The organism is Actinomyces sp., from assembly GCF_030524025.1.
Lineage (GTDB): Bacteria > Actinomycetota > Actinomycetes > Actinomycetales > Actinomycetaceae > Actinomyces.
Genome location: NZ_JAUNHI010000005.1, coordinates 87,797 through 114,639 on the forward strand (window position 1 = coordinate 87,797; position 26,843 = coordinate 114,639).

At 71.5% G+C, this 26,843-nt stretch carries 16 protein-coding genes; 11 read left to right on the plus strand and 5 right to left on the minus strand.

Features of this window, described 5'->3' with window-relative positions:
* Positions 1–7: 7 nt before the first annotated feature.
* Complete coding sequence (locus tag Q4C85_RS03860; protein WP_303139747.1) at positions 8–3,001, plus strand: kinase; 2,994 nt, start codon at positions 8–10, stop codon at positions 2,999–3,001.
* Positions 3,002–3,371: 370 nt separating this feature from the next.
* On the opposite strand, the gene Q4C85_RS03865 is transcribed toward Q4C85_RS03860, so the two are convergent.
* Complete coding sequence (locus Q4C85_RS03865; RefSeq protein ID WP_303139749.1) at positions 3,372–3,515, minus strand: hypothetical protein; 144 nt, start codon at positions 3,513–3,515, stop codon at positions 3,372–3,374.
* Between the two features lie 268 nt (positions 3,516–3,783).
* Between Q4C85_RS03865 and Q4C85_RS03870 the strand changes: the two genes are divergently transcribed.
* A complete protein-coding gene (locus tag Q4C85_RS03870) occupies positions 3,784–4,647 on the plus strand; it encodes a glutathione S-transferase C-terminal domain-containing protein (RefSeq protein ID WP_303139751.1) in 864 nt (287 codons plus the stop codon).
* A gap of 117 nt (positions 4,648–4,764) precedes the next feature.
* Here Q4C85_RS03870 and Q4C85_RS03875 read toward each other — a convergent pair whose 3' ends face one another.
* Positions 4,765–6,105: a DUF4921 family protein gene (locus tag Q4C85_RS03875; RefSeq protein WP_303139754.1), complete on the minus strand. Its 1,341-nt coding sequence runs from the start codon at positions 6,103–6,105 to the stop codon at positions 4,765–4,767.
* A gap of 210 nt (positions 6,106–6,315) precedes the next feature.
* Here Q4C85_RS03875 and Q4C85_RS03880 point away from each other — a divergent pair, with 210 nt between their 5' ends.
* A complete protein-coding gene (locus tag Q4C85_RS03880; RefSeq protein ID WP_303139757.1) occupies positions 6,316–11,805 on the plus strand; it encodes a DUF3320 domain-containing protein in 5,490 nt (1,829 codons plus the stop codon).
* A gap of 18 nt (positions 11,806–11,823) precedes the next feature.
* Here Q4C85_RS03880 and Q4C85_RS03885 read toward each other — a convergent pair whose 3' ends face one another.
* Positions 11,824–12,381 carry a dihydrofolate reductase family protein gene (locus Q4C85_RS03885; protein WP_303139760.1) on the minus strand — a complete coding sequence of 186 codons (558 nt, stop codon included), beginning with the start codon at positions 12,379–12,381 and terminating at the stop codon, positions 11,824–11,826.
* Between the two features lie 257 nt (positions 12,382–12,638).
* Here Q4C85_RS03885 and Q4C85_RS03890 point away from each other — a divergent pair, with 257 nt between their 5' ends.
* The 5 genes from Q4C85_RS03890 (at position 12,639) to Q4C85_RS03910 (ending at position 18,322) form a co-directional block, all read left to right on the plus strand.
* The gene (locus Q4C85_RS03890; protein WP_303139763.1) at positions 12,639–12,878 is read left to right on the plus strand and encodes a DUF4244 domain-containing protein; all 240 of its coding nucleotides are present in this window, start codon (positions 12,639–12,641) and stop codon (positions 12,876–12,878) included.
* A gap of 153 nt (positions 12,879–13,031) precedes the next feature.
* Positions 13,032–13,343, plus strand: a complete 312-nt coding sequence (locus Q4C85_RS03895) for a TadE family type IV pilus minor pilin (RefSeq protein ID WP_303139766.1) — start codon at positions 13,032–13,034, stop codon at positions 13,341–13,343.
* Positions 13,340–13,753: an Rv3654c family TadE-like protein gene (locus Q4C85_RS03900; RefSeq protein WP_303139769.1), complete on the plus strand. Its 414-nt coding sequence runs from the start codon at positions 13,340–13,342 to the stop codon at positions 13,751–13,753. The genes Q4C85_RS03895 and Q4C85_RS03900 overlap by 4 nt, the downstream gene beginning before the upstream one ends.
* A gap of 577 nt (positions 13,754–14,330) precedes the next feature.
* The gene (locus Q4C85_RS03905; protein WP_303139772.1) at positions 14,331–16,787 is read left to right on the plus strand and encodes a DUF1800 family protein; all 2,457 of its coding nucleotides are present in this window, start codon (positions 14,331–14,333) and stop codon (positions 16,785–16,787) included.
* Positions 16,788–16,801: 14 nt separating this feature from the next.
* On the plus strand, positions 16,802–18,322 hold the full coding sequence (locus tag Q4C85_RS03910; RefSeq protein WP_303139777.1) for a DUF1501 domain-containing protein: 1,521 nt from the start codon (positions 16,802–16,804) through the stop codon (positions 18,320–18,322).
* A gap of 200 nt (positions 18,323–18,522) precedes the next feature.
* On the opposite strand, the gene Q4C85_RS03915 is transcribed toward Q4C85_RS03910, so the two are convergent.
* On the minus strand, positions 18,523–20,982 hold the full coding sequence (locus Q4C85_RS03915; RefSeq protein WP_303139792.1) for a DEAD/DEAH box helicase: 2,460 nt from the start codon (positions 20,980–20,982) through the stop codon (positions 18,523–18,525).
* Between the two features lie 412 nt (positions 20,983–21,394).
* Between Q4C85_RS03915 and Q4C85_RS03920 the strand changes: the two genes are divergently transcribed.
* The 3 genes from Q4C85_RS03920 to Q4C85_RS03930 all read left to right on the plus strand — a co-directional run bounded on the left by Q4C85_RS03920 (position 21,395) and on the right by Q4C85_RS03930 (position 26,288).
* On the plus strand, positions 21,395–24,610 hold the full coding sequence (locus Q4C85_RS03920; protein WP_303139779.1) for a DEAD/DEAH box helicase: 3,216 nt from the start codon (positions 21,395–21,397) through the stop codon (positions 24,608–24,610).
* 593 nt (positions 24,611–25,203) lie between these two features.
* Complete coding sequence (locus Q4C85_RS03925; protein WP_303139782.1) at positions 25,204–25,701, plus strand: excisionase family DNA-binding protein; 498 nt, start codon at positions 25,204–25,206, stop codon at positions 25,699–25,701.
* A 2-nt stretch (positions 25,702–25,703) separates the two neighbouring features.
* A complete protein-coding gene (locus tag Q4C85_RS03930) occupies positions 25,704–26,288 on the plus strand; it encodes a PIN domain-containing protein (RefSeq protein ID WP_303139785.1) in 585 nt (194 codons plus the stop codon).
* Positions 26,289–26,498: 210 nt separating this feature from the next.
* Here Q4C85_RS03930 and Q4C85_RS03935 read toward each other — a convergent pair whose 3' ends face one another.
* Complete coding sequence (locus Q4C85_RS03935; RefSeq protein ID WP_303139788.1) at positions 26,499–26,702, minus strand: transposase family protein; 204 nt, start codon at positions 26,700–26,702, stop codon at positions 26,499–26,501.
* Positions 26,703–26,843: the final 141 nt, after the last annotated feature.

A 26,843-nucleotide genomic window follows, 5' to 3' on the forward strand; every position in this document is an offset into this window, starting at 1 on the left:
CCGCACCGTGACCACCCACGACGACGTGCTCGAGCGCCTCGCCCTGGCCCGGGCCCACTCGTGGGGCCCGGCCCGCTCCAACCTCGTGGCCGAGGCCGTGACCTGGGCCGACGCCCTGGAGGACGAGCAGCTGGCCGTTGACACCCGTCTGGCACTGGCCGAGGCCTACAACCAGGGCAACGAGGAGTGGAAGGCGCTCGCCCCCTTCGTGTGGCTGCTCGACCGCCACGCCGAGCGTCCCGACCTGTTCGACGCCAGCCGCATCCAGGAGATGAACTGGAACTACAAGTGGGCCATCCACGTGGCGGCGGACAACCCGGGCGTCTCGGTGGCCCAGCTCCGCGAGCTGCAGGCCGGGCTGGAGGAGTTCTACCGCTCCCAGGGCGCCTCGATGCACGTCGTCCACGGCGAGCGCCACCACGCCGCCGTCATGCTGGGCCTGGAGGAGGAGGCCGAGACCGAGCTCGCCGCCTGGCGGGCCACCCCGCGGGACTCGGCCTCGGACTGCGAGGGCTGCGACCCCATGCGCCAGGTCACGTGGGCCACGAGCCACGGGGACTGGGACCTGGCCGTGGCCACGGCCGTGCCGGTGCTCAACGAGGAGGTCGGCTGCGTCATCCAGCCGGCGGCGATGCAGGCGGCGGCCCTCATGGCCCTGCTCCACTCGGGTCGGCCCAAGGCGGCCTGGGACGCCCACGTGCGCTCCTACCGCAGCCTCAAGGGGCGCCCCCAGTTCCTCGGGGACATGGGCCGTCACATGGAGTACCTCGCCCTGACGGGCCGTGTCACCCGTGGCATGCGGATCCTGCGCGAGAGCCTGCCGATGTCCGACCAGTGCGAGTCCGCGGTGGTCCTCATGGGCCTGCTCACCGGTGCGAGCCTCATCCTGCGTGAGGCCGTGCGCGCCGACATGGGTCAGGAGACGCTGGGCGTCAGCGTGCCGGCCGACTCCGTGTGGTGCCCCGGGCCCGGCCTGGAGGCCGGCACGACCCTGGAGCAGGCTCACGCCGAGGTCGAGGCCTGGGCGCGTGCGGTCGCCTCCCTCTACGACGCGCGCAACGGCAACACGACCGTCTCCCAGCGGCTGGAGGACCGGCTCGGCGCCGAGCCGGTGGCCGCCCCCCGGGAGGTGGCCGCCCGCGGGGCGCTGGCCGCCGCGGGGACCGAGCTGCTGGAGACCGGCGAGGAGCTGCCGGAGGGCATTTGCATCGGTGTCCAGGACGAGGAGGAAGCGGCCTCCTTCCTCGAGGGCATCACCGCCATGCCCTCGATCCTGGGGGGCTCCGAGCCGGAGCGCTCGCCCGAACCCTCCACCGAGGCCGCGGCCGCTGAGCCCGAGTCCGACCCCTACCCGGTGGTCGACCTGCGGGTGCCACAGGCTCCGCGCGACGCCGACGAGGTGCTGCGCCGCATCCATGCCTTGACGGTTCGGCCCGGGGGCAACCTGGAGTCCATGTACGTGGGCTGCCAGGCGATCGCCCGCGACCTGCTGCCCGACCCCGATCAGGACGACCCGGAGCTGGCGCTGACCGCCTGGGCGATCCTGGCGGCGACGGCGGAGATCGCCTGGGACTACGAGACCGCTGTCGAGCACCGGCTGCGCCGCAGGGCCCTGCTGCCCGAGGACGACGAGCTCGGCCTGGTCGCCAACGACCTGCGCGTCATCAAGCTCGAGCACAATGCCGACGAGCTCGCCAACCGGGTGACGGTCGCCGGCAAGCAGGAGCGGCTGGAGCGGGCCGGAGGGCTGGCCGAGCGCCTGGCGGGCGTGACTGAGGGGCTGCTGGCCGCACCCGAGGGCCGGCAGAAGGACCTTGTGCGCGCCTTCGACGCCTCGATGCTGCTCGCCGAGCTCCTGCCCGAGTTCCACGAGTACGACGGCGCCCGGGAGTCCCTCGACCAGGCACGCCGGATCAGCGGGCTGATCGCCCATCTCGTTGACCCGGCCGGCGGGGAGCTCGACGACTTCCTCGACCTGGCCCAGGCCGAGCTGGACCTGGCGCGCGGCAAGGTCTACGAGGCCTGCATCCTGGCCGATGAGGTCCTGCGCCGGCACAATCCCTGTCCGATCCTCGTGGCGGTGGGTGCGCGGCGCATCCTGGCCATGGGCTCGATAGAGGTCGAGGAGCACGACGAGACCGTCGTGCAGATGCGTGAGTGCCTCAACATCTACCTGGCCACGGGCATGACCCCGCTGACGGGGGGCGTCTTCGGCGGCCTGGCCAGCGCGCTCGGCATGTCGGGGCGCGCCCTGGAGGCGGCCGAGGTCCTCGAGACGGCGCTGGGCTCCGACGTGCCCGACACGGTGGCCGACCGGCTCCGTGCGGTTCTCGTCAGCGTCCTGGACAACCTCGACGAGGAGGAGGGCGTGCGCTCCAACGCCCTGTCCGTGGCCGAGCGCGCCCTGGACCACGGTGAGACCGACCGCGCCTCGGAGTTCCTCGTCCGCGCCGCGAACGCCGCCTACAACCTCGATGACAACACCCAGGCGGCCGCCCTGTTCCAGCGCGTGGCCGACCTGGAGGATGTCAGCGACAACGGGGGCAAGGTGCGTCGTTCCCGGCTCCTGCGCCGGGCGGCACGGGCGATCGTCGACGACAGGACCTTGGCGATGTCCCGTGCCCGGCTCGATGAGTCCCGCGCGATCATGGCCCGGGCGCGTCAGCTCATCGAGGATGTGCCGGCCTCCCGCCGCTACTCGGCGGACTACGAGATCGGCGACTGGCACGACGACATGGCCTGGATCCTGTGGCGCACCGATGAGAACGCCGAGGCCGTGGACCACTGCGAGGCCGCCTTCACCGGATACATGAGCACCAAGGACCGGGACTCTGCGGCCAGGCCCCTGACGCTGCTCGTGCGTCTCCACGCCGAGCGGGAGGACAAGGAGCAGGCGCGGGCCGCCATCGCCCGGGTGCGGGAGCTGCTCGCGCACCGCCGCTGGGAGAACCATCCTGCGCTGGCCACGGTGGCCAATATCGAGGAGTCCTTCGAGGACTGAGGCGGGCCGGGCGGTCCACCGGCCCGGTGGACCGCCCGGGAGGTGCCGCGACCCATGGGGAGAACTCCCACCTCTGCCGCGAAAAAAGGTCTGATTCACTGTGATGTCACTGTGATGTGACTGTGATGTGATTGTGAGATGCGGACACAGTCCAATGACGAGGAGACACATCGATGACGACGTCGCTCGACTGCTCAGTCGGGTGCGCGCAACGGTGGAAAGGCTGCACGACCCCCAACATGGGGCTGTCACGTGGTTCTCGGTGTCGGGTCTGCGCAGCAGGACCTACAAGGCGCAGCAGTACGCGGGCGCCCTCGGACCGAGGGTCGTTGCCGTGTCATCGATCAGCGACGGGGGTCTCCCGCGGATTTCAACTGGTCGGCCGGGTCTCCGCCCCGGGTCGAGGCGCCGTAGGATCGGTGGGGGGCGGGGCGGTCGACTCGTACTCCTTCGCGCCCGAGGACGTGTCGATGAAGGCCGTCGTTGTGGCGAAGTTCGTCGCCGAATAGGACATGAGGACATCCTCTGATCAGGGTGCGGGTCGTTCGGGGGTGTCGTCCTGGGTGCCACCACTCGACTCACGGTGCGGCGAGCCCGGCAGGGCGCATGTGACCTGCGTCTCACTGCTTGGGTGGGATCTGCGCGTCGGCGCAACGAGTCTCCGGCGTCGGACACGCCAGGGCGGTTCGCCTGGGGTGAATGACGGGACGGGAAGGCCTCCGAGGGGTGACCATAGCCCTGAGCAAGTGTGACGCTCACAACTGCACCCCGGGAGGCAACCCATGGCCATCGCCCACTCGCACCGTTTCGCCGAAGGAGACCTGCCCGTCGAGGCGGGCCGATACCGCCTGGTGGCCTCGGGATCCTGCCCGTGGTCCCGTCGCGTCCTCATCGGGCGCAGGCTCCTGGGCCTGGTCGACGCGATCCCCGTGTCGTGGTGCTACGGTCGCGGCGTCGACGGCTTCTGGGAGCTGACCGGCCCCACCGGGGAGCCCGGGATCGACCCGGCGCTCGGCGCACGCTCCATCGCCGAGGTCTACGAGGGCACGCCCGGCTACGCCCCGCCCCCGACGGTCCCGGCGCTTGTCGACATGACCTCCGGCGAGGTCGTCGTCGACGACTCCGGCACCCTCCTGTTCGACCTTGCCACCGCCTGGTGGCCCCTGCACCGCCCGGGCGCGCCCGAGCTCTACCCGGTCGAGCGCCGCAACTCCACCGACGCCTGGGACGAGTGGATCGGCGAGCACGTCAACGGCGCCCACTCCACGGCCACCCATTCGACGAACACCGAGGAGGCGGCGGCAGCCGCCAACGACGTGCTCGTGGCCTTCGACGTCATCGACACCCTCCTGGCCCGCGCCACGAAGATGGAGGCCTCCCGCGAGGCGGCCCTGACCATCCAGGACGCGCCGCCCCTGTCCGCCGTCGTGTCGATCGGCCAGTTCCTGTGCGGGGACAAGCCCACCGGCTCCGACATCCGCCTGTTCACCACCGTCCAGGCCTACGAGTACGGCGGCCGCTCCTACTATCCCGGCGGGGAGGCGCCCTCAGTGTCCTTCTGGCCCGCCCTGGCCCGCTGGTTCCGTGCCCTTGAGGGACGTCCCGGCTGGGTCGGTCCCGAGGAGCGCAGCGCCCTGGGCCTGTAGCTCGGGCGTCTCCCGCCACGCTTCGAGGGCTTTGAGGGCCCCGGGGAGAAATGGTCGACGGCGGCCCCGGCGCGCAGTACGCGCGGGGCCCGCACCGGTCTGAGAGGCGCCCCTGCCTCAGCGGGTCAGGACCGGGTTGTACAGGAGGCGGTTGGGCGTGGTCGGGCACTCCTCGCCCACGGCGCACGGGGCGATGAGCCGGTCGGCCCGCAGGTCCTCCAGGCGCGCCACGACCCGGTCGCGCAGGGTCCATGGGTCGATCGTGTTGAGGTAGATCTTCGTGCCGCCCTCGAAGCCGGCCAGGGTCGAGACCCGCCACTTGAGGGTGACGTGCCAGGGCATCGGCTGGTCGACACCGAGCGGCCGGTGGTGCCACTCCTCATTGCTGGGCACGTCCGCGCCGGTCGCCGCGTGCAGGGCGTGGACGAGGTCGGAGACGGCCTCGACCTCCTCGCGGCTCATGAGCCACGGCTCGGGCGTGGGCGAGGTGGAGTAGACCTCGAGGGTCGGGTAACGGTGACCGAAACCGGCAAAGGCCACGGCCCGGTCGTTGGAGGCCACAAGCAGCCCGTTGTAGGCCGCATAGTCCACCGCCATCTCGTTGTAGAGGTTGGGATTGGCCCGCAGGCGCTGGAGCTCGAGCTCGCTGGACACGCCGCGCTCGTCGATGGCCACCAGCTGTTTGTGCAGGTGGTCGAAGGAGGCGCCCGCCGGCCGCAACCAGTTCTGGAAGACCGCCACATAGCGCACCCACCGGTTGGCCTCGTACAGGTCGTGCATGGCGTCGACCGCCAGGCGGGTGTAGGCGCGGTGCTCCGCCGGGGTCAGCGTGCCCGAGCCGGCCAGCCCGGAGGTGTCGACGGCATCATCGGTGAAGTGCCGCCGGGCAATGATGACGTCATGGCCCCCGGCGAAGAAGGCAGCCAGGTAGCGGCGCCGGTGAGCCTCGTCCATCGAGTCCCACCCGGCGGGGTCCTGCCCTGAGGCGCGCAGCTTCGTGCGCGCCACCCGCTCGACGTGGGCCGCGCCCACCGGGTCGGCGATATAGGCCTCCATCCGCTCGCGCGCGGCGTCGGGGATCTCGTAGCCGTGGTTGGCGTGCCAGTACTCGTAGGACAGGATCTCAAAGAGGTTGGGCACGCGTCGAAACTCCGCGACGGTGCTGAACAGGTCAGTCGCGCTCACCGCGTCGATCCGCTCGAAACCGCCCCCCGGGACCGCGACGACACGGCTCTTCTCCGGCGGCGTCTCGGTGTAGTGGGCCGCGCAGAAGGCGCAGGCGCGGGTGCGCTCGGCGGGGGTGAGGTCGTGGACCTCGGCCACCGGGTGGGAGATGGGGCGGTTGCCGCGGCCGGGTACGGTCCACACCTCGGTGCCGGTGAAGGGGCTGATCTGCTTGACGGTTCCGTCGGCCATCCGGGTCAGGGGCGGGGCGGGAGGGGAGTACGGCGTGAGCATGGCCCCATTGTCACGCCGGCCCGCCCGATTCATCCGGCCGAACGCGTCACTGTGAGCCCGGAAGTCTCAGTTCCGCCCGGGGCGCCGGGCCCGCCGTGGCGTGTTCGGCGCACGCGGAAGAGGGATGGTCGTCGTGTCGGGGGAAGGTTGTAGCCTGGGAGTGGCCGCCCACCCGGTCACCTCACCGCATCCCCGTCCCGGACTTTCCCCATGACCTTTGACAATCGCGACCTCGTCCTGCGAGGGCTCCTTGTTGTCCTGCCGCGTCACCTGGAGTCCTATGTCCGTGCTCTCTTGACAGGCGGCCCGGCCGGACCGGGTCCAGTCCGGCGACGCACGGGCCCTGCACAGCAGGGCGCCGCGTCGAGGGGGCACAATCCGGCGCGAGGCAGGCTCGACCTGTGCCCGGACATCCCGGACCTGGCCGACCTGTCGACCCAGATCCGGATCCTCACCCAGCGCGGTGACGACGGGAGGTACCTGCTGCCCCTGCCCCCGGGCTTGGTGGGCAAGTTGCACGAGGTGCGGCGCTTCCGCAACGAAGCGGTTCACGGACGGACCTTCGACACGGACCATGCGTTGGCCGCACTTGTCGCGGTCAACGAGACGCTTCGACTCATCGGCGCTCCTGAGGCTCGTGCCGAGGTACGTCCCCTGATCGACGCCCTCGACACCCGTCGGGGCGCTGATCGTGACCCGCTCGGGGCGGTGTCGGTCCAGGTGCGATGCCCCGAGGTGCTCGGGTATGCCGATGCTGTGGTAGGCGGTACGGTTTCCGTGGCCCTGCGTCTGCGGACGCCCGAGTCGCCAGGAGTCGAGTGGGACGCCTCGCATGCGGTGCCCGGCTCCGAGGCGAGGCCTGTGGGCGCCGTCGACGTCACGGTGGTCATCGTCGAGGATGGTGGCGGCCGGGAGATCACGGTCCCCTGGACCACCACCTGGGAGCCCTCCGGCACTGGGGTGCGGGAACTGGCCGTGACGGCCGAGCTCGAGTTCGACCGCGCGGGCCTGCTGCAGGTCGAGCAGACCGGCCCCAGCCATGTGCGGATCGAACTGCACGGCCTCCGAGGCACGCACTCGTTGTCTCCGGTACCGGGACCCACCGTCCTGCCCCCGCGTCACTGGCGGCTCCATGACAACCGCGCCTCTGCGGGAGCCGCGCTGGCGACCTTCGTTCAACCCGGGCAGGAATCGGTTGAGGACCTCCTGGCCCAGGCCGGCGCTCGCCCGAAGGTGAGTCGCTCCGGTCCCAAGGCCCGGGCCGACGCCGTGGCACAAGCGGCGTGCGGGGTCCTGCGGCGGTGTGGGATCACCATCGAGGCCGGCGAGCCGTGGGTGCGGGCCCAGTTGGTGCGCACGGCGAGCCGGGTACTCGATGAGCGTCGGGCGGGCCCCCTGGACATTGCCGTCCTGCTGGCCGGGCTCCTCGAGCGCCTGGGCGCCGCGCCCGTGCTCCTGCTCAACCCCGACACCGTCTTCCTGGGATACCTGCGCACTCCGGCCACCGTCGCTCCACGCACCACTGCCGAGGTCACCGCTCTTGTTGAGCACGGGGAGATGGGGCTCATCGACCCGCTTATCGCGGCGCGCTCCACCGGCGCCGTGCACCCGCGACCTACGGATCGGGTCCGCGACCTGGTCCTGCCCGCCCTGGCCGAGCTGTCCCTCGTCGTGCCGATCATCGATGCACGGTCCGCAGGCGTCGTGCCCCAGCCGGCTCTGGCACGCGACCTCGACGACATCGTTATCGAAGCTGATCCCACCCCGCCCCGCGGCCCTGAGGCGATTGCCTCCGCGGGTTCCGGAGTGTCTGAGGACCGGCGAGCCTCCCGACCCGTGAGCCCCAACCGGCCTGCGGCCGCCGAGGAGGGATCTCCTCATGGACCCCTCACCGCCAGCGCACTTGACGACCTCAGGCACGAACCCGCCGGCGCGCCGCGGCCCGCCGGTGAGGAGGCCGACACCTCGTCCCTGAGTCATGAGCCGGTCCGGACCGTCCCAGGGGCGGTCGAGGCCTGGAAAACGAGCCTGCTCGACCTGTCTTTGCGCAACCCCCTCATCGACTGCACCGCGCGCCATGCCGTCGTCCTTCGCGTTCCGCCGGCGTGCGTCGGCATGCTCGAGGACATCGTCAACGACCGGCAACTCATCTCGCTGCGCCCCGAGGAGGGGGCGCCGCTCGCATCGGACGAACCCGGTGGAGCGGAGTCCGCCGCCCGAGACCTGACTGAACACCGGATCGTGCGCGTGGCCCGAACCGGCCAGACAAGCGAGCGGACCCTGGAGCACATGGCCGCCGATGCCCGCATCGCGGTCGAGAACACCGGCGCCAACAACCTCTACCTCACCGTCGGCACCCTCGTGTGGCGCACGAATGGCCGCTGCCTGAACTCCCCGCTCATCCTCATTCCCGTCACCCTGGAGCCCTCCGGCGAGCACTACAGCCTCCGACTCGACGAGATGGGCGCCTCGGCGCCCAACCACTCGCTGCTCAGGCGTTTCAGCGCGGACACCGGCATCGTGCTCGCCGGACTGCGCGAGCCCACGCCCGACGAGCACGGCATCGACATCGAGGCCACCATCGAGCGCATCCGCGACCAGCTCCGGAACTCGGGCCATGACGCGGTCGTCGAACCGAGCGTTCACCTCGGCATGTTCCGTTTCTCCACCTTCCGCATGTGGCAGGACCTGGAGGAGTCCTGGCAGACGATCACGAGCAACCCCCTGGTGGAGCGCCTCATGGGCGACCAGGCCTCCGAGGCGGGCGGCGCACCGCCTGCTCCGGCGGAGATCCCGGGCCGCACGCCAGACCGGCAGGACAGCCCGGGGCAGGGGACAGACCTCGACGCCCTTGTCGAGAGCCTGCCCCTCCCCGCGGACGCCACGCAGGCACAGGTCGTTGCCGACGCCGTCGCAGGCCGCACACTCGTCGTTGAAGGACCGCCGGGAACCGGCAAGTCCCAGACCGTCGCCAACCTCATCTTCCGTGCGTTGGCCACAGGCAGCACCGTCATGTTCGTCGCAGAGAAGCGCTCGGCGCTCGATGTCGTCGCCCACCGCCTTCAGGACGCGGGCATCGGCGACCTCCTCCTCGACCTCCACGACAACGGCATGAGGCCGGCCGAGGTCCGCGACCAGCTGTGCCCCGTCGTGAGCACGGCTGGGACCCCTGAGGTCGAGAACCCCGACGGGCTGCGAGATGAGCTCGCTGCCCTTCGAGAACGCCTCGAGGACTACCGCCGCGCGCTGCACCACCCCGGGCCAGACGGCCGATCGTTGTACGGCGCGCGCCAGGCCCTCCTGGCCCACCAAGACGAGCGGGGGCCGGCACAGGCGCAGGCGCGGTCCGCCTGGGAGACCGCCATGCGGGTCGGCGGGCTCAACGAGTTCGACGCCGCCGATCACGAGGCTCTCCTCGAGGGCTACCGATGCGCCCAGGAGCGCCTGCGCCAGGCGCTGCCCGTCGAGCTCCGCAAGACCGTCCAGGCACGCCGAGCCCGTGTGCTCCACGCCGCCGGCCCCCGGGCCGAGGAGCTTCAACATGAATTGCGCCGTCGCAGCAGGGGTCTGTCGGTCAGGGAACTCATGGGGCGCTACGGCGACCTCATCACCGCCTACACCCCCTGCCTCCTGGTCTCCCCGGACTCGGTGGCACGTTACTTCCCGCCCGACCGCCAGTACGTCGACATCGTCGTCTTCGACGAGGCCTCCCAGATCACGGTGGCCGGAGCAGTGGGTCCCATGGGACGCGGACGCTCGGTCGTCGTCATCGGTGACCCCAAGCAGATGCCGCCCGCCGCGGCCCCGGGCACTGCTGCGGCCCGCGGTGCCGACATCGAGGCGGCCGGGGCCGGTGATCAGGACTCGATCCTCGACCGGTGCCTGGAGATCGGGGTGAGGAGTCGTCGCCTGAGCTGGCACTACCGCAGCCAGAGCGAGGCCCTTATCGCCTTCTCCAACGCTCACTACTACGAGGGCGCCCTCATGTCCTTCCCCAGTCCGCTGACCGTGTCCGGGCCCGGGCAGGACGGACCCGGGGGCCACGGCATCTGCCTGAGGCGGGTCGAGGGCCACTACGTCGGTTCGGAGAAGCGCGCCAAGCACCCACGGCTCCGGTCGGGGACCAATCCCGTCGAGGCCCACCAGGTCGTCAAGGAGGTCATGAGACGCTTCGAGGCCTCCCCGCAGGCGGCACCCTCCCTGGGGGTCATCACGATGAACACCCGGCAGCGCGAGCTCATCGAGTCCTTGTTGCGCCGCGACGGCGGGAGGCGTGTGCGTGAGGCACTGGAGGCCCGCGATGGGTTGTTCGTGCGCAACCTGGAGAACGTTCAGGGTGAGGAGCGGGACACCATCCTGTTCTCCGTCGTCTTCTCAGCCAACGAGCGCGGGGATGTTCCACTCAACATCGGTTCGCTCAACCGGGTCGGCGGAGAGAGGCGGCTCAACGTCGCCATCACGAGGGCGCGCCAACAGGTCGTCGTCTTCACCAGCTTCGACCCCGAGCAGCTCCACGCCGAACGCTCGGCCCACCAGGGGGTCAAGGACCTACGCGCCTACATCGAGCACGCACGCAAGGGCAGGCCGCCCCGAGCCCGCCGCAACCGCTGGGAGGAGGTTGACCTCCACCGCAACGAGATCGCCGAGCGGCTGCGCGACGCCGGGATGACCGTCCGGATCGGAGTCGGCCACTCCTCGTTCGCAATCGACCTCGTCGTCGCGCTCCAGGGCGCCGCCGAGCACACCGGTGTGGCCGTCCTGCTCGACGGTCCGGGGTGGAGCCGGCGGCCGACCGCCACCGACCGAGACCTCCTGCCCGTGGACGTCCTGCGGACTATGGGGTGGCGGCGCGTCGAACGCATCTGGATGCCCGAGTGGATCCAGCAGGAACAAGCCGTCCTCGACCGCATCATCCGTGCGGTCGGAGGACAGCCCCTCCCCGGCGGCCAAGCGGTCGCCTCACCGAACGGTTCCACCGTCGAGGAGGCAGCGACCGATGGCCAGAAGGCCGCGTCCAAGGGCAAGACGATGCCGACGGTTGCGGTCGGTGGGCCCGAGCCGGACGGGGAGCCAGGGTCGGAGGAGAGCGCCCCGGCAACGCCGCTAGCCAGCGCCCCAGGAGGCGCCGCAGACCAGTCCACCGTCCCCGGAGCGGAGCTCCGGGCGGGACCGGTCGACTACAACCCATGGATGCCCGGTGGCGTGCACCCCACCGACGTGCTCAACCGGGCCTCGACCGACGAGGAGGCTCGCCGTCAGGTCATCAAGGTCGCCCGCGAGGTGTGCGAGCTCGAGTCCCCCATCGCCCGGCGCAGGCTCATCGTCAAGGTCTGCCGCGCCTTCGGGGTCTCACGCACGACGGCCAACCGGGAGAGGGCCGTGCGCGAGGTGCTGGGTGAGGCCTTCGCCTACGTCGATCAGCACGACTTCGTGTGGCGGAGCATGGATGACCGTGCTGTTGCGCCTCCCTACCGTCGCCACGCCTTGGACCACGTCGACTCCATCGCCGAGATTCATCCCGAGGAGCTGACCGCCCTCATGGCCGATGTTCGCGCGGTCTCACCCGAGTGGTGCTCGGCTGAGGAGCTGTGCGAGCGCGCGCTGCGTCGCCTGAGCGCCAAGAAGCGGAAGCTGAGCGCCCGGGGCGTGCGGGACGCACTCGTGGCAGCGCTGGAGCGGGCCGAGAGTGAGACTCCCTAACCCGCCGCCGGTGCCCGGTCAGTCCTCGAAGGGGCCGTAGGTGACGACGAGGTTGCCCTTGGCGGTCGTCGTCGCCTCGATGAGCCGCAAACGAGTCGGCTGCGCGTCGTCGAACAGGCGCCGACCCGTGCCGGCCACGGCCGGGTGGATGATGAGGGTGAGGGCGTCGAGCAGCCCGGCCTCGACGAGCTGGCGCACGACGCTGAGCGAGCCCTGGACGGCGATGTCGCCGCCCTCGCCGGCCTTGAGGGCGCGCACATGCTCGATGAGGTCCCCCTCGATAAGAGAGGCGTTGGACCACGTGATCTCAGCGGGCGTGAGCGTCCGGGACGCGACGTGCTTGCGCAGACCGTTGATGAAGTCGGCGAATCCCTTGTCCGGCCCGTCGTGGCCGGGCCAGTAGGAGGCCCACTCGGTGTAGGTGACCCGCCCCATGACCGCCTCGTCGATCGTCCCGATGGTGTCGGTCATGAACTGCCCGAGGTCGTCGTCGAAGGAGTCGTGCTGGAAGAGGTAGGGGTCAGAGGCCACCCCGTCGACGGAGTAGAAGAGAGCAGCGACGAGCCTGCGTGCCATGAGTATGTCCTTCCTCGCGGGAGAGTGCGTGGCTGCCGAGTCTAGAGGCCGGATCCCTCCAGCCCGCGGAGGCGTGGGGCAACCAGGACACCGAAGTTGCCCACAGAGACGTTTCGTGCACCCCTCATCCACAGGGCTCGATGGGCCCGGGTGCACGGCAACCGACGGCGCGGCCACCCTGGCCAGGCGGGCACGGTGCCCGCGGGGCGGTCCTGGCGAAGACGCCGTGCCGCCCCTCCACACCTGAGGAGGACACCATGAAGAACACCTTGCTCACCGTGCGCACGGCCCTGTCGCTGGCCCGCCCCGGTGCTCAGGAGCCCGGCGCGTCCGCCGAGCACCAGCGCGACGACGAGGCCGGGATGGCCACGGCGGAGTACGCGATCGGCACGCTGGCGGCGGCCGCCTTCGCCGGGCTGCTGCTCGCCATCATCCGCTCGGGCAGCCTGACCGGGGCGCTGCAGAGCATCATCGAGGCCGCCCTGTCCGTGGGCTGAGGCGGTCCGATGTGCACACACCTGTCCCGTCAGCCCGAAGCCCGCCGGCCGCTGCGAGGCGCCCCCGACCGGCGCGCGTGCCGTGGAGCGCCCCACCCCTGGCGGGAGCGCAGTGCCAGAGTCCGGCACACGCTGTGCTCCTCCCAGGAGGGGATGGTCACGGCCGAGCTCGCGGTGGCGATGCCGGCGGTGGTGCTCGTCCTCGTCCTCGTCCTGGCCGCCGTGTCGGCCGGCATTACCCAGCTACGGGTCGCCGACGCCGCCCGGGTGGCCGCCCGCCAGGCGGCCCTCGGGTCGGTCGAGGCCTCAAGCGCTGCCCGGCGCGTCAGTCCCGGAGTCAGTGTCAGCGTCGAGCGTGGCGAGCTGACCTGTGTGACCGTCTCCCGCCGCGTCCCCGGTCCGTTGGGAGGACTGGGGCTGACCGCGCGCAGCCGCGCATGCGCCTACACGGAGCCGGGCCCGTGACCGCCGACGGCGGGAGGCGAGCCGCGGCAGGGTCCCGGCACCCCGAGGCTGAACGGGGCTCGGGAACGGTCCTCGCCCTGGGGCTCATCGGGGTGCTGGTCGCCCTGGCGCTCGCGGTCGCCGCAATCATCCAGGCCCAGGCGGCCGCGGGTCGGGCGCGCAGCGCGGCCGACCTGGCGGCGCTGGCCGGCGCCACCGCCCTCCACTCCGTCCTGGCCCCCGCCGACCCGTGCGCGACGGCCGCCCGCGTCGCCCGCGCCAACGGCGCCGCCCTGGAGGCCTGCACCTTCCGCGGCGAGGACGTCGTCGTCGCGGTCTCGGTCGAGGCGGAGGTCCTCGGCTTCCCGCGTCAGGCCCGTGCCCAGGCCCGGGCTGGCCCGGTCGACGCCGCCGTGCCGGGCGCCGGCTGAGCGCGCCACCCCGGGAAACGGAGGGTGGAGCGGGTGGCGGTCACCATCCCGCCTCCAGGCCCAGCACCACCGGCCCCGGACCTAGCCCCAGCACCGCCGGCGCTGGCCCTGGCCCCGCATCTGGGCCCAGCACCACCGGCCCCGGAGGCGGAGGGGAGGGGGCGTCGACCTCAGGGTCGAGGCTGTCCCCTGCCTGCCCCGGCCTCGACCCCTGCCCCGCCCCGCCTCTGATCCCGGCTCCGCCCCGCGGCCCCACCCGACCCCGGAGGCGGGGACGGTGGTGCCGGGAACAGCGATTGCGAGCATCGCTGACGACAGCGGGCGGGCAGGGCATTCCAGGAAAGCAGATTTCCTGCGGAAGACATTCACTCCCGGAGCGAGGGGCAAGAATGACCCCCGATTTCCTCATCGTCCAAGGCAAGGTGGGCGCGAGAGGTGAGATCCTCGCAGGTCAGAGCCGATTTCGTATCAAAGTGATTAAAGGGGGCGAATTCATGGATTCGTTCGCTAACGTGCGGGCCGGCACCGCGAGCCTCGGCTCGCTCTGCACAGTGTGCCGTGATCATAAGGAGATACTATGCCTGTCAACTCGCAGGTCCCGAGGTCGCTCAACGACGAGCGATGGGACGAGGAGCCGGGCGGGATCGACCCGGCTGACCAGGGAGTCAACGAGGACTCCGCGGTGGACCGGGGACGCCCCCTGGTCCCCACGACACTCGGCGCTCGCCGCGCCACGCTGCTCGCACTGGGCCTGGGCGCCGTCGGCGCCGCCACGACGCTGTTGCGCCGCGGTGGCAACGGCCCTCGGGGCTCGGTCGCGCCACGATCGGGCGCGCCGGGAGCGCCGACCCCGACCGCCTCGGCGCCCGGTGGCCCCACCTCGGCCAACCCATTGCCCTCCGCACCGGGCACGACGGCGCCGACGAGCACGGCGACCGGTGCGGCGCCGTCGGACTCACCCGGTGCGGCACCCGTCGTCGCCCCGTGGCGCGCACAGGTGGTCGCCGGCGCCCAGGAGGGCGACGTCGATGACACCGCCCCGGACCTCGGCGCCGTCCTCGACGCCGAGGGTGCGGCCTGGGTGGCGGCCCTCGACGCCTCCGAGGTGTTGAGCGCCGAGGAGGAGCGGTCTATGGACGCCGCCGCCGATACCCCCGCCGCTACCCCCGGCACCCCCGACCCCGCTGACACCACTGACCCCGCCGACACCCGGGGCGCGGAGGCGCCGGCAGGCTCCGACCCGGGTGCCCCCGGAACCACCGGGACCGCGCCATCCGAGGCCCCCGTCGTGTCCGACGGCTCGACGACGAGCCCCGTGACGAGCCCCTCGACGAGCACCGGGTCGGTGCCCGCGGTCGTGTCGTCCACGGCATGGGACGCCGGTGACGGCACCGCCTTCGCACCGGCCGCCGGGCTTGGCGCCGCCGTCGCGTCCACGCCCGAGGCCGCCGCCGTCGCGCCCCTGGGCCTGGGCGGTCAGGCCGTGGTGAGCCAGGCGACGACCACGGGCTTCGCGGCCACGCGGGCCCTGGCGGTCTACCGCCGGGCGCGTCCGCAGGCGACGGTCACCGCGGTCAGTGAGCTGGCCCCCGGCCTGACCCTGCGCACCACCCCCGCCTGGCACCTGGCCCGGCGCGCCTCGACGGCCGCGACCGCCGAGATCGCCGCCGAGATCGAGGCCCGGGGCACGACCGCCTGGATCGACTGGCAGCTCAACCCCTCCCGGGTCAACGACTCGCGCGCCGAGCAGATCATCGCCACCCACTTCCCCTGGGCGGCCGTCTCCGGACCCGCGCTGACCACAGCCACCGGGGGCAAGCCCTACCTCGCGCCGCCGATGATCGCCAACTCGATCTTCATGCGGGCCCGCTTCGGCAACAGGGTCCTGGCCGATGCGGTGGCCGAGATGATGGCCGACATGGTCTATGTCCCCCTGCTGGGCAAGGCCCAGTCGATGGTGACCGGACTGGACACGATCCTGCGCACCCGTTCCCTGGGCCGCTACGCCGACCTGCTCCTGGCGGCGCTGACCGATCCGGCGCTCCTGCGCGAGCTCGACAACACCGTGTCGACGAAGAACTCCCCCAACGAGAACCTGGGCCGTGAGCTCCTCGAGCTCTACACGGTGGGCCGGGACGCCTACACCGAGGACGACGTCAAGGGCGCGACCATCATGCTCACCGGCCACGGTGTGGACTGGACGACCCGCACCTACCTGTACAGCCCGAAGCTCCACGCCACCGGCACCGTCAAGATCCTGGGGTTCTCCGACCCCAACACCGATGCCGCCCAGGGGCCCGACCTGCTCAAGCGCTGCGTCGAGTACCTGTGCGCCCACCAGGCGACCGCCACCCGGATCGCCACGCGCATCGCGCGGCGGTTCATCTCCGACAACCCCAGCGACGCGGTCATCGCGGCGATCGCCCGGGCCTACCTGGACAACGGCACCCGTATCGCGCCGGCGGTCAGGGTGGCCCTGACCCACAAGGAGTTCCACCAGTCGGTGGGCAAGAAGTGGAAGCGCCCCACCGAGGTCATCATGTCGATCGCCCGCGCCGCCGGCGTCGAGTCGGTCCTGCCGCCCGGGAGGGCCTCGGCGAACGACGTGTGGAACCTGGGCGCCTACGGCTGGCTCGTGCGCGACGCGGGCCACCAGCCGCGGATGTACACGAGCGTCGACGGCTATCCGGACACGGCCGAGTACTGGATGTCGACGAGCCGGATGATGACGATGTGGAACGCGGTCCAACGGGCCGTCCCCGGGGACACCAAGGAGTCGGGCCGCACCGACTGGGTGCGTGCCCTGTCCATCACCGCCGGCGACTCCGCCAAGACCACGGCCGAGCGCATCACCTGGCACCTGACCGGCTACGTGTGGGACGACTCCCACCTCGAGTCCATCGCCCGCATCCTCGCCGGCATGCCCATGTCGGGCGGCCTGGCGGACTGGAAGGTCGTGAGCAACCACCTGTCCGGATACGTCGAGCAGGCCGTGCGCCTCACCTACGCCAGCCCCTACGGCTCCCTCCGATAGAAGCAGCAACGATCATGAACCCCTCCATCCCTTCCACCACCTCCAACCGCACCTCGACCCGTGCCTCGACCCGCGCCTCGACCGGTGGCGCCCGGCCGCCCAAGACCCGGTTCACCCGGGGCTCGGCCCTCCTCCACGAGGATCTCGTCACCCCGGTCCACCACCATGACGAGGCCCAGGACGCCATGCTCGTCGACGTCGACGGCACCACCCGGCACATGAGCGGCTGCGAGGCCGACTCCTACGTCACCCAGAGGTACGACCTGCCCGAGCTGACCGAGGTCGAGCACGTCGACGGCGGCCCTCGCTTCGTCAAGCGCCGCCACGTCCTGGCCGGGGCGGCGGCCGGCTTCGGCGCCCTGCTGACCGCCACGGCCATGCCGCGCTACGCCTTCGCCGCGCCGGCCGCCGGGAGCCCGCAGGGGCTGCTCGTGTGCGTGTTCATGCGCGGGGGCTTCGACGGGCTGTCGGCTGTCGTGCCCGTCAACGACCCCGCCTACTACGCGGCCCGCAAGACGATCGCCGTGCCGGCGGGCCGCACCCTGGCCCTGGACGGCACGTGGGGGCTGAGTACCCACATGCGCGCCCTCAAACCCCTGTGGGACGCCGGCGAGCTCGCCATCATCCAGGGGGCGGGCTCCCCGGACGTCTCCCGCTCGCACTTCACCGACCAGGTGGCTGTCGAGCGCGCCGCCCCCGCCTCGGTGCGCAGCGGCTGGCTGGGGCGCTACCTCCAGGCGGCCTCGGCCGACACCGGCACCTTCCGGGGCGTGAGCGTGGGCAGCTCGACGGTGTTCTCTCTGACGACCAACGTCTTGGACACGGTGGCCGTCTCGAGCATCGACACCTTCGACCTGACCGTGTGGGGCTCGGAGCGGCTGCGCGGACACGTGCGCACCGCCATTGACGAGATGTACCGCGGTGCGGGGGGCGAGGTCCAGGCAACGGCCGCCGCCACGTTCGATGCCGCCGAGCAGCTCCAGCTGGTCAGGGCCTCCCAGCCCAGTGCCGGACCGGGATACCCCGACTCGACCTGGGGCAGGGGCCTGGCCGAGATCGCCCGGATGGCCAAGTCGGGCGTGGGTATCGAGGTCGCCTGCATCGACATCGGCGACTGGGACATGCATGTGGGCCTGGGGGCGGCCACCGACGACCAGGCGTGGTTCGCCCGGCGAGCTCGTGACTTCGCCGAGGGGCTGGCGGCCTTCCGCCGGGACCTGGGGGGACTGTGGTCCTCGACGACGGTGGTGACGATGAGTGAGTTCGGGCGTCGGGTCGCTGAGAACGGCGGTGGCGGCCTCGACCACGGGCAGGGCAACACGATGTTCGTCATGGGGGGCGGTGTTCGCGGCGGGCGCGTCCTGGGGACCGTGCCGAGCCTCGAGGCGGCCAACCTGTCCCTGGGGGACGTGCCGATCACGCTGGACTACCGCCAGGCCCTGTCGGAGGTCGTGTCCGCCAGGCTCGGCGACGGCGCCGGCCTCGGCACGGTCTTCCCCGGGTTCACCCCCGGGGCGCCGCTGGGGATCGTCTGATGCCGCCCGGGCCGGGCGCCGGGGCTCGCGGAGGAGCGGGTGCCGGTACCCGGCCCGGCCTGCAACGGGGGCGGCGCCCAACGGGGCCGGGTCCCGACGGGGCCGGGCGGGGCCGGCGCCGCCGTCGGCCGGTGCTGCGGCAGCGGCCCGGTGCTGTGGCCCGGGGGCCCCGCCCGAGGCGCCCCGAGCCCGGGCCGGGCTTACTGCGGGGCGGCGGTCAGCAGGAGGCGCAGGACGGCCGCGGCCCCCGCCTTGTCCAGCGGCTCGTTGTTGTTGCCGCACTTGGGCGACTGCACGCAGCCCGGGCAACCGCGGGCGCAGTCGCAGCCCTCGATGACTGCCAGCGTCGCCGCCAGCCACTGCCGGCCGGCCCGGAACCCCCGCTCGGCGAACCCCGCCCCGCCGGCGTGGCCGTCGTGGACGAAGACGGTGGGCCCGCCCGTCTGGGGGTGGACGGCCGTCGACAGCCCGCCGATGTCCCACCGGTCGCAGGTGGCCAGCAGCGGGAGCATCCCGATCGAGGCGTGCTCGGCGGCGTGCAGCGCACCGGGCAGCTCCGCCGTCGTCACCCCCGCCTCCTGGCAGGCCGAGGCCGGGACCGTCCACCACACGGCGGCCGTGGGCAGGACGTGCTCGGGCATGTCCAGGGGGTGCTGGGAGACGACCTCCATGCCCGGCACCGTCATCCTCATGAAGCCGGTGACCTGGCTCGTGACCTCCACCGACCCGAAGGACCAGGTCACGCCTGAGCCCCACTCCTGGCGGGCACGCTGCGAGACGATCCGCACGCTCGTGTGCTCCCGTGCCCGGGTGCGGTAGCCGACGGCCGACCGCAGGGTGACGACCGCCGCCTCCTCGGTCAGCTCCTCGACGAGGTAGACCCGGCCCTGGTGGACGTAGACAGCCCCGGCGTGGACGGTGGAGTCGACGGCCGCGCCGCTGACGGTCCCGACCACCGTGCCGGTCGTCGCCTCGACGACCGGCAGGTCGGGCGGGCCGTCGCCGCGCGGGGAGGTCAGGTCCTGGGGGCGCCCGGGCAGGGCCGCGTTCCAGTACCAGCCGGTGGGTCGCCGACGCAGCGCGCCACGGGACGCCAGCTCGGCCAGGAGGGAGTCGTCGGGCAGGCCGAAGAGCCCCAGGTCCTCGGCGCGCAGCGGGGACTCGGCGGCCGCCGCGCACAGGTGCGGGGCCAGGACGTAGGGGTTGGCCGGGTCGAAGACGGTGGCCTCAGGGGCGGCGAAGACCTCCTCGGGGTGGTGGACGAGGTAGGAGTCCAGCGGGTTGTCGCTGGCGATGAGCACCGCCACCCCACGGCTTCCCGCCCGTCCGGCGCGCCCGGCCTGCTGGCCCAGGCTCACCCGGGTGCCCGGCCACCCGGCGATGACGACGGCGTCCAGGCCCGTGACGTCGATGCCGAGCTCGAGGGCGTTGGTTGTGGCCAGGGCGCGCAGGCGGCCGCGGCGCAGGTCGGACTCCAGGGCGCGGCGCTCCTCGGGCAGGTAGCCGCCCCGGTAGGCGGCCACCGTGTCGACCAGCTCGGGCAGGGACATGCTCAGGGTGTGCCGGGCGCGCTCGGCCACGATCTCGGCGCTGCGCCGGGAGCGCACGAAGACGAGCGCCCGGGCGCCCACGCTGAGCAGGTCGACGAGCAGCTCGGCCGCCTCGACCACCGCCGAGCGGCGCGCCGCCGGGTCCTCGGTCGGGTCGTCGGTGTCCGGGCCGGGTGGCGGTGCGCCGGCGGGCGAGCCGCCCGCGTCATCGACGGGCTCGCGCGGCACGGGCGCGGCCCAGGGGTCGCGCAGGGCGGGCTGCCACAGCGCGAGGGTCCGCTCCCCGGCGGGGGCGCCGTCCTCGGTGACCGCTACGACCTCATCGGCCTCCACCCCGATGAGGCGGGCGGCTGTCAGCGCCGGCTCGGCCGCGGTGGCCGAGGCGCACAGGACCACCGGTCCAGGGCCCTCGGGGCGCAGGCGGCGTGCCAGGCGCAGCAGGCGGCGGATGACGAGGGCGACATGCGCGCCGAGCACGCCCCGGTAGGCGTGGCACTCGTCGACCACGACGTAGCGCAGCGAGCGCAGGAGGCGCGTCCACCGCTCGTGACCGGGGAGCAGGGAGAAGTGGAGGAAGTCGGGGTTGGTCAGTACGAGGTCGGCGTGCGCGCGCACCCAGTCGCGCTCGGGCAGGGGAGTGTCCCCGTCGCAGGTCCCGGCCCGTACGGTGCGGCGCGAGCCGGCGGGGAGGCCCGCGTCGCGCTGGACGGAGTCGAGCTCGTCGATGAGGCGGCTCAGGGCGGCGGCCTGGTCGGCGGCCAGGGCCTTGGTGGGGGACAGGTACAGGGTCGTCGGGCGCCGTCCGTGGCGCGAGATGCGCCGGCGGTCGCCGGTGTCGGCCTGGGCGGCCAGGACATCGGTGAGAGCCGGCAGCCAGGCGGCCAGCGACTTGCCTGAGCCGGTGCCGGTGGCCAGGACCGTGTGGTGCCCGTGGTGGAGGGAGTCGGCGGCGGTGGCCTGGTGGGTCCAGGGCGCCGTGATCCCCAGGCGGCCGTAGGCGCTCACGAGGTCGGGGTCGGCCCAGGTCGGCCAGGGGGCGTGGGCGCCGGGGCGGGCGGGGCTGCGCTCGAGGTGGACCAGGCGGCCGTCTCGCGCGCCGATGGACTCCAGGAGACCGGTGAGGTCGCGGCCGGCGGCCGGGTGATGCGCCGCGGGGGTGCGCGGCCCGACGGGGGCGGGCTGCCCGGTGGGCGCGCGCTCGGCGGAGCGGGGCGGCTGTTCGGTCACGAGGGCCAGTGTGCCGCAGTGCGGTGACGCGGCTGGTCGGTCACGCGGGCCAGTGCGGTGCGGTGCTCTGGTGCCGGGATGGGGTGCGTCGGCCTGACCGGCTCTGACCGTGCGCCGGCTGGTACAAAACGATCATAATGGTGTGATCTCAAGGATTCACCCCCAGTGCCACAGGACAATAGTGTGCAAGACACCTCCGCCGGCCCGTGCGGCCAGGACGTCGGTCAGGTGAGCCCCTTCGGCGGACCTCCTCGATTCCGCCACGCGCTTGAGCCCACCAGGGCAGACTCGGAGCATGCGGAGCGACAGTCGCGAGCGGATCTTGCAGTACTGGTGGGCACTGGAACTGTTCAGTCCGCAGAAAGTCCCGGCGCTGACGGGCCGGTCGGCGGCGTCAGAAGGGCGCCGGGTCATCGCCTGGAGGCCGGGGGAGGCCCTCCCATGGACTGTCCTGCGTCCGCCGCAGCCGAGAGGAAAAAGACGTTGGACCTGGCGACACACGGCGTACCTCGGCATCTACGAGCTTGAGGAGGTCTACCAGTACCTGCACCGCGCCTTCGCCGAGGACCCCGATGCCTACGACGAGCGTCCCGCCGGTCGCAGCGCCTGCGCGGCTGTCCAGCTCGACAGCGACGGGCGTCTCATACCCGGCTCGGCCGTGCTGTCCTCCGCCCTGTGGGCCGTCGCACGGATCAGAGCCACCGGCAGGACTCCGGACCCACAGTGGGCGTCTGCGTTCTCCATCGCCTATAAGGCCTTCGCGTGGGCGATCGATATCGACGAAGGTCACCGCCGCGAGGCCGCTCATGCCGAGAGGGTTCCCGCCCATGACGAGGCATCCCTGCGACGACTCGTCCAGATCGCCCATGAGGTCTCCGGAATCGCCGGGCATCCCCGGCTTGCCGGCGGGCGCATTGTCATCGAGTCCAGGATCGTCCCCGAGAATCCGGCCGACGACCTCGCTGCGGACACGGACTTCCTCAACAGCTTCTTCCTGGACGATCTCGCTGCCGTGCAGGCAGACCTGACGCGCCACGGCTGTCCGCCGGCGCTGGCGGCCTACCTCGCTCCCGACGCCGACCTTCGGAAGGACCGACGTTCGGACGTCATGACGGATCACGCCGCGGCTGATGCCGGTGTTCGGATCGAGAGACTGCCCAGGGGGCGATGGCCCTCCAAGCCTGAGCACACGCTGGCACTGCGCCAGCAGTTCGCCGTTAACCAGGCGTTGACCGACCTGTCCGGCACGCGTGGTCTCATGGGTGTCAACGGACCGCCGGGCACGGGGAAGACGACGATGCTGCGCGATGTCCTGGCGGGCAATGTCGTCGAGCGTGCACGGCGCCTCGCCTCGTTGCGCAGCGCCGACGATGCCTTCGTGGGTACTCCGTACACGTGGAGGTCCGGTGATGGCTACTGCCGCGTCATTCATCAGCTGCGCCAGGAACTGACCGGCTTCGAGATGGTCGTCGCCTCGGCGAACAACGCCGCCGTCGAGAACATCACCCTCGAGGTCCCGGCCCGCGACGCCATCGCCGAAAGGTGGAGGCAGAAGGTCGACTACTTCGCCGATATCGCCTCCGCGACCCTGGCGGTCTCGCAGGTCGAGGACGACGGGAACGAGGAGGGAGCCTCGCCCGCGGCCTGGGGGCTCGTGGCGGCGCGTCTGGGCAACAGAGGGAACCGGGACGCGTTCCGCAGGAGGTTCTGGTTCGACTACGACGACAGGTCGACGGGAGCACGGTCGTGCGGGATGCAGACGCGCCTCAAGCAGTGGAAGGACGGGGTGGTGCGGCCTGCCAACTGGGTGGAGGCCTGTGCGGACTTCTGGCGGGCGCACAAGCGCGTCGACACGCTCATCGCTCTGCGGGCGGATGCGCAGAATCGCAGGGAGCAGCTGGAGGTGTCGCGCCGGCAGAGCGATGAGTTGGCTCAGCTGGCTCAGCGCCTCGTGGCCGAGACCGCCGCCATCACGGATGTGCACCGCACCGCCACGGCCGCCCTCGAGCGCGCGGCTGCTGAGCGCTCCGAGGCGAGCAGGCTGCGGGACCGGCAGGTCGAGACCAAGCCCGGTGTGCTCGAGACACTCCTGTCCTGGGGGCGCGCCATGCGCGATTGGAGGGCGCGGCTGACACCGATGGAGCAAAGGCTCTGGGCGGCCGAGGAGCGCTACCAGGAGGCGCGCGCCGAGGCCCAGTGCCTCGAGCGCAGGGTGCACGAGCTGTCTGTGCGGGCGGCGGGTGTTGACCGCAGGCGTGCGCACACGGCGGCGGAGATCACCGAGCTGCGCCGACGGGTCGATGCTGACCGGGAGGCTCTTGGAGCCGCCTATCCGGACGACAGTCCGACGAGGTTGGCGCGTGAGATGCGGGCCCCGTGGCTCGACGCCGAGCTCGATCAGGCCCGGTCCGAGCTGTTCATCGCGGCGCTGCGCCTGCACGAGGACTTCGTGGCCAATGCCGCCGAGAAGATGCTTGACGGGCTTCGCGCAGCCATCGACGTCGTCGCCGGTCGTTGTCCGCGGGACCTGACGCCGGAGAAGATCCGTGCCGCCTGGCAGACCTTCTTCCTTGTGGTCCCGCTGGTCTCAACGACCTTCGCCTCGGTCAGCCGCATGTTCGCGGGCCTCGGCCCGCAGGTCCTCGGCTGGCTGCTCATCGACGAGGCGGGGCAAGCGCCCCCGCAGTACGCGGTCGGGGCGATCTGGCGTGCCCAACGGGTTGTCGCCGTCGGCGACCCGCTCCAGCTTCAGCCGGTGGTGACGATGCCGAGCAAGGCCCGGCTCGACATCGCCACGGCCTTCGGCGTGTCGGCGGAGTGGATCCCGCCGCGGGCCTCGGCGCAGAGCCTGGCCGACCGCACCGCGCACTACGGCACCTCCCTGGTTCAGGGCGAGCGGCGGGTGTGGGTCAGTGCGCCGCTGACGGTCCATCGCCGGTGTGATGAGCCGATGTTCGGGCTGTGCAATGAGCTCGCCTACGGGGGCATGATGGTCAGCGGCGTCCAGCGTCGCGTCAACGACCCCGAGCATCCCGACTTCTTCGATGGGCCCGACGGGCCCCGTCTCCTTCGGAGCCAGTGGCTCGATACGCCGGCCACTGACAGCGGCACCCATCTGCAGCGAGCGCAGGTGGACCGGCTGTGTAGCGGGATCGAGTGGTGGAGGGAGCAGGGGCTGGACATGTCGGAGATCATCGCGATCTCGCCGTTCCGCGCGGTTGCCGATGAACTGCGCTTTTTGGAGCGCAAGTACCCCGGCATGCGCGCAGGCACGATCCACACGGCTCAGGGGCGGGAGGCCGACGTCGTGTTCCTGGTCCTGGGAGGGGCGCCGGACAAGCCCGGGGCCAAGACCTGGGCCTCGCAGACCGTCAACCTTGTCAACGTCGCCGTGAGCCGCGCCAAAAGGCGCCTGTACATCATCGGCGACCGCGCCGCCTGGTCGCGGTATGCCTACTTCGACCAGGTCGCGGCGGCGCTGGGGCCGGCGTCCCGCCCGGGGGAGGAGTGAACGCGGCGCGGGGCCGCGGAGAGGATGCTCGAGCAGGACGGCGTCCGGCTTCCTCCCCAAGGCGCGACGCAGTCCCTCGCTCAGCCTTCCGGTGCACGGGCGGAGGAGGTCCACCAGGACGTCGCTGTCGGGGCCGGCGTCCGGCGGCGTGCGGAGGACTATAGACACAGCTAGTGAGCGCGTCCAGGATGCGTGCGTAGCGGCGTCTCATGGTGCGATGTTGGGAGGCCTCCCAGAGGACTGCTGTGGTCAGCGGACCGCCTACCGGTCCCAGGAAGTGGGTGCACGCGATCTGGAGCAGGCAGCGCAGCACGGCTTTCAGGATGGTGATGAGGAGGCTCGGGTGGCTCGAAGTGCTCATGAACCGGTAGTGGTCGGAACCCCACCACCAACGCCGTCATCGGCATCGCGTACCGCAAGGATGGGGTCATCTGCGACCGGCCGACGCTGACGTCGCTAGGCTGACGGTTCTGACCGGCCGCGGCGAGCGCATGAGTGGTAGGTCCGACGGTCGGTGCGAGGTGACGCGCATCATCTCGTCCCCCACTCGATGACAAGTTTCGATTTTTTCGAAGTTCTGCTACGCTTGGGGCATGGCAACGAAGGCATCTCAGATGCAGACGACACTGCCCCCCGAGGACCTTGAGCCGATGTTGGACCTGTCGCGCTTCCTGGAACAGGTCGCGGAACCGGCTGCGCTCGTCGGGCCGGACGGCCAGACCGTCGGGCTCCCCGCGGAGGCGTACCGGGTGCTCATCGACGTTGTGCATGCTATGTCGCAGGGCAGGGCCATCACGGTAGCGCCAGTGGATCAAGTGCTGACCACCCAGGAGGCTGCGGACTTCCTTGGCATCAGCCGCCCGACCCTGGTCAAACTCCTGGAATTCGGGCGAATCCCCTTCGAGCGTCCCGCGGCGAGCAGGCACCGCAGGGTTCGACTCGCTGATATCGTCGCGTATCAGCAGCAGTCCGCTCAAGAGCGCAGTGACGCACTGGATGCGATGACGCGCGAGTCGGTCGACCTCGGACTGTACGACGACCCGTCCGTGGATTACACAGTGGCCTTGCGTCGCGCGCGCAAGGGTGACTGAACATGACGCGCTTCTCCGCTATTCTGGATGCATGCGTACTCGTCCCAGTGACCCTTGCCGAGACTCTGCTGAGAATAGCTGAAGCCGGTCTTTATCGTCCTCTATGGAGTGCGCAGATTCTTACCGAGGTGGCTCACGCGATCGAGGCGGTTCATCCTGACCTGCCGACCGGAGCTGCCCGACGTCGCGTCGCAGCAATGGACGAAGCTTTTCCCGACGCGTCCGTCAGTGGGTGGGAGTACCTGATGGCCGCTATTGATCTTCCCGATCTTGGCGACCGGCACGTTGTCGAGGCGGCAGTGACTGGACGTGCTGACGTGGTTGTCACTGCAAATCTCAAGGACTATCCTGCAGACGTGCTCGCACAATACGACCTTGAAGTCCAAAGCCCTGACGTCTTCCTCCTTCATCAACTCGATCTGGATCCGGCCAATGTGATGACCGCGCTGAGTCGCCAGGCCCGTTCGGCACACAAACCGGCGTGGGCCCTCGATGAGTTGCTCAGCGGCCTTTCTCGCTGCGGCGTTCCAGAGTTCGCACAGGCTGCGAGGGCGCAGAAGTGGCGGACGGAGCATCTGCAGCGATAGTAGTCGACTCGGCCACACCATATATCCTGAGGGTTATTCATGGGGTGTAGTGAATATGAGTCCGAGAACGGCTGTGATGGGGGTGGCGTCGTGGAGGCTGCCGGGCAGGGGGTCTCACACCCAGGCCAGGGGCCCGGACAGGGTGCAGGTGACCTGGACGTTCAGGCCGGCCCTGCGGTTCTTGCTCGACCACAGCCCGGGGTGGGCCTTTCAGTCCCAGCAGGCCAGGACGGTGGAGGCGATGACCAGGGTGGTGGATGGGTCGAGGTCCTCGACGGTGGGGACGCTGGTCTCCAGGGCCTGGGCGACCAGGGGGGTGTAGGTGCTGATGGCCCGTGAGACGGTGGGCTGGGAGACGTTGAGGGTCTCGGCCAGCAGCGCCTGGGTCAGGTTGTGGCGCAGAGCCAGCAGCACGAGCCTGACGCACTGCTACAGGCCGAGGGTCCGTGACCCGGCCGCGGGGGGGGGCGGGGGGGGGGTGGCGGGGGCCAGCCCCCCCCGCCCGGGCCGGGGGGCCCGCCCGGGTCGTTGGAGGAGTCGATGTGTGGGCCGGCC

What these genes read in the sequence shown, in the direction of transcription:
- Q4C85_RS03865 (WP_303139749.1), bottom strand. Translation starts at nt 3,515, where the DNA reads ATGTCCTATTCGGCGACGAACTTCGCCACAACGACGGCCTTCATCGAC.
- Q4C85_RS03870 (WP_303139751.1), top strand. Translation starts at nt 3,784, where the DNA reads ATGGCCATCGCCCACTCGCACCGTTTCGCCGAAGGAGACCTGCCCGTC.
- Q4C85_RS03875 (WP_303139754.1), bottom strand. Translation starts at nt 6,105, where the DNA reads ATGCTCACGCCGTACTCCCCTCCCGCCCCGCCCCTGACCCGGATGGCC.
- Q4C85_RS03880 (WP_303139757.1), top strand. Translation starts at nt 6,316, where the DNA reads ATGACCTTTGACAATCGCGACCTCGTCCTGCGAGGGCTCCTTGTTGTC.
- Q4C85_RS03885 (WP_303139760.1), bottom strand. Translation starts at nt 12,381, where the DNA reads ATGGCACGCAGGCTCGTCGCTGCTCTCTTCTACTCCGTCGACGGGGTG.
- Q4C85_RS03890 (WP_303139763.1), top strand. Translation starts at nt 12,639, where the DNA reads ATGAAGAACACCTTGCTCACCGTGCGCACGGCCCTGTCGCTGGCCCGC.
- Q4C85_RS03895 (WP_303139766.1), top strand. Translation starts at nt 13,032, where the DNA reads ATGGTCACGGCCGAGCTCGCGGTGGCGATGCCGGCGGTGGTGCTCGTC.
- Q4C85_RS03905 (WP_303139772.1), top strand. Translation starts at nt 14,331, where the DNA reads ATGCCTGTCAACTCGCAGGTCCCGAGGTCGCTCAACGACGAGCGATGG.
- Q4C85_RS03910 (WP_303139777.1), top strand. Translation starts at nt 16,802, where the DNA reads ATGAACCCCTCCATCCCTTCCACCACCTCCAACCGCACCTCGACCCGT.
- Q4C85_RS03920 (WP_303139779.1), top strand. Translation starts at nt 21,395, where the DNA reads ATGCGGAGCGACAGTCGCGAGCGGATCTTGCAGTACTGGTGGGCACTG.
- Q4C85_RS03925 (WP_303139782.1), top strand. Translation starts at nt 25,204, where the DNA reads ATGGCAACGAAGGCATCTCAGATGCAGACGACACTGCCCCCCGAGGAC.
- Q4C85_RS03930 (WP_303139785.1), top strand. Translation starts at nt 25,704, where the DNA reads ATGACGCGCTTCTCCGCTATTCTGGATGCATGCGTACTCGTCCCAGTG.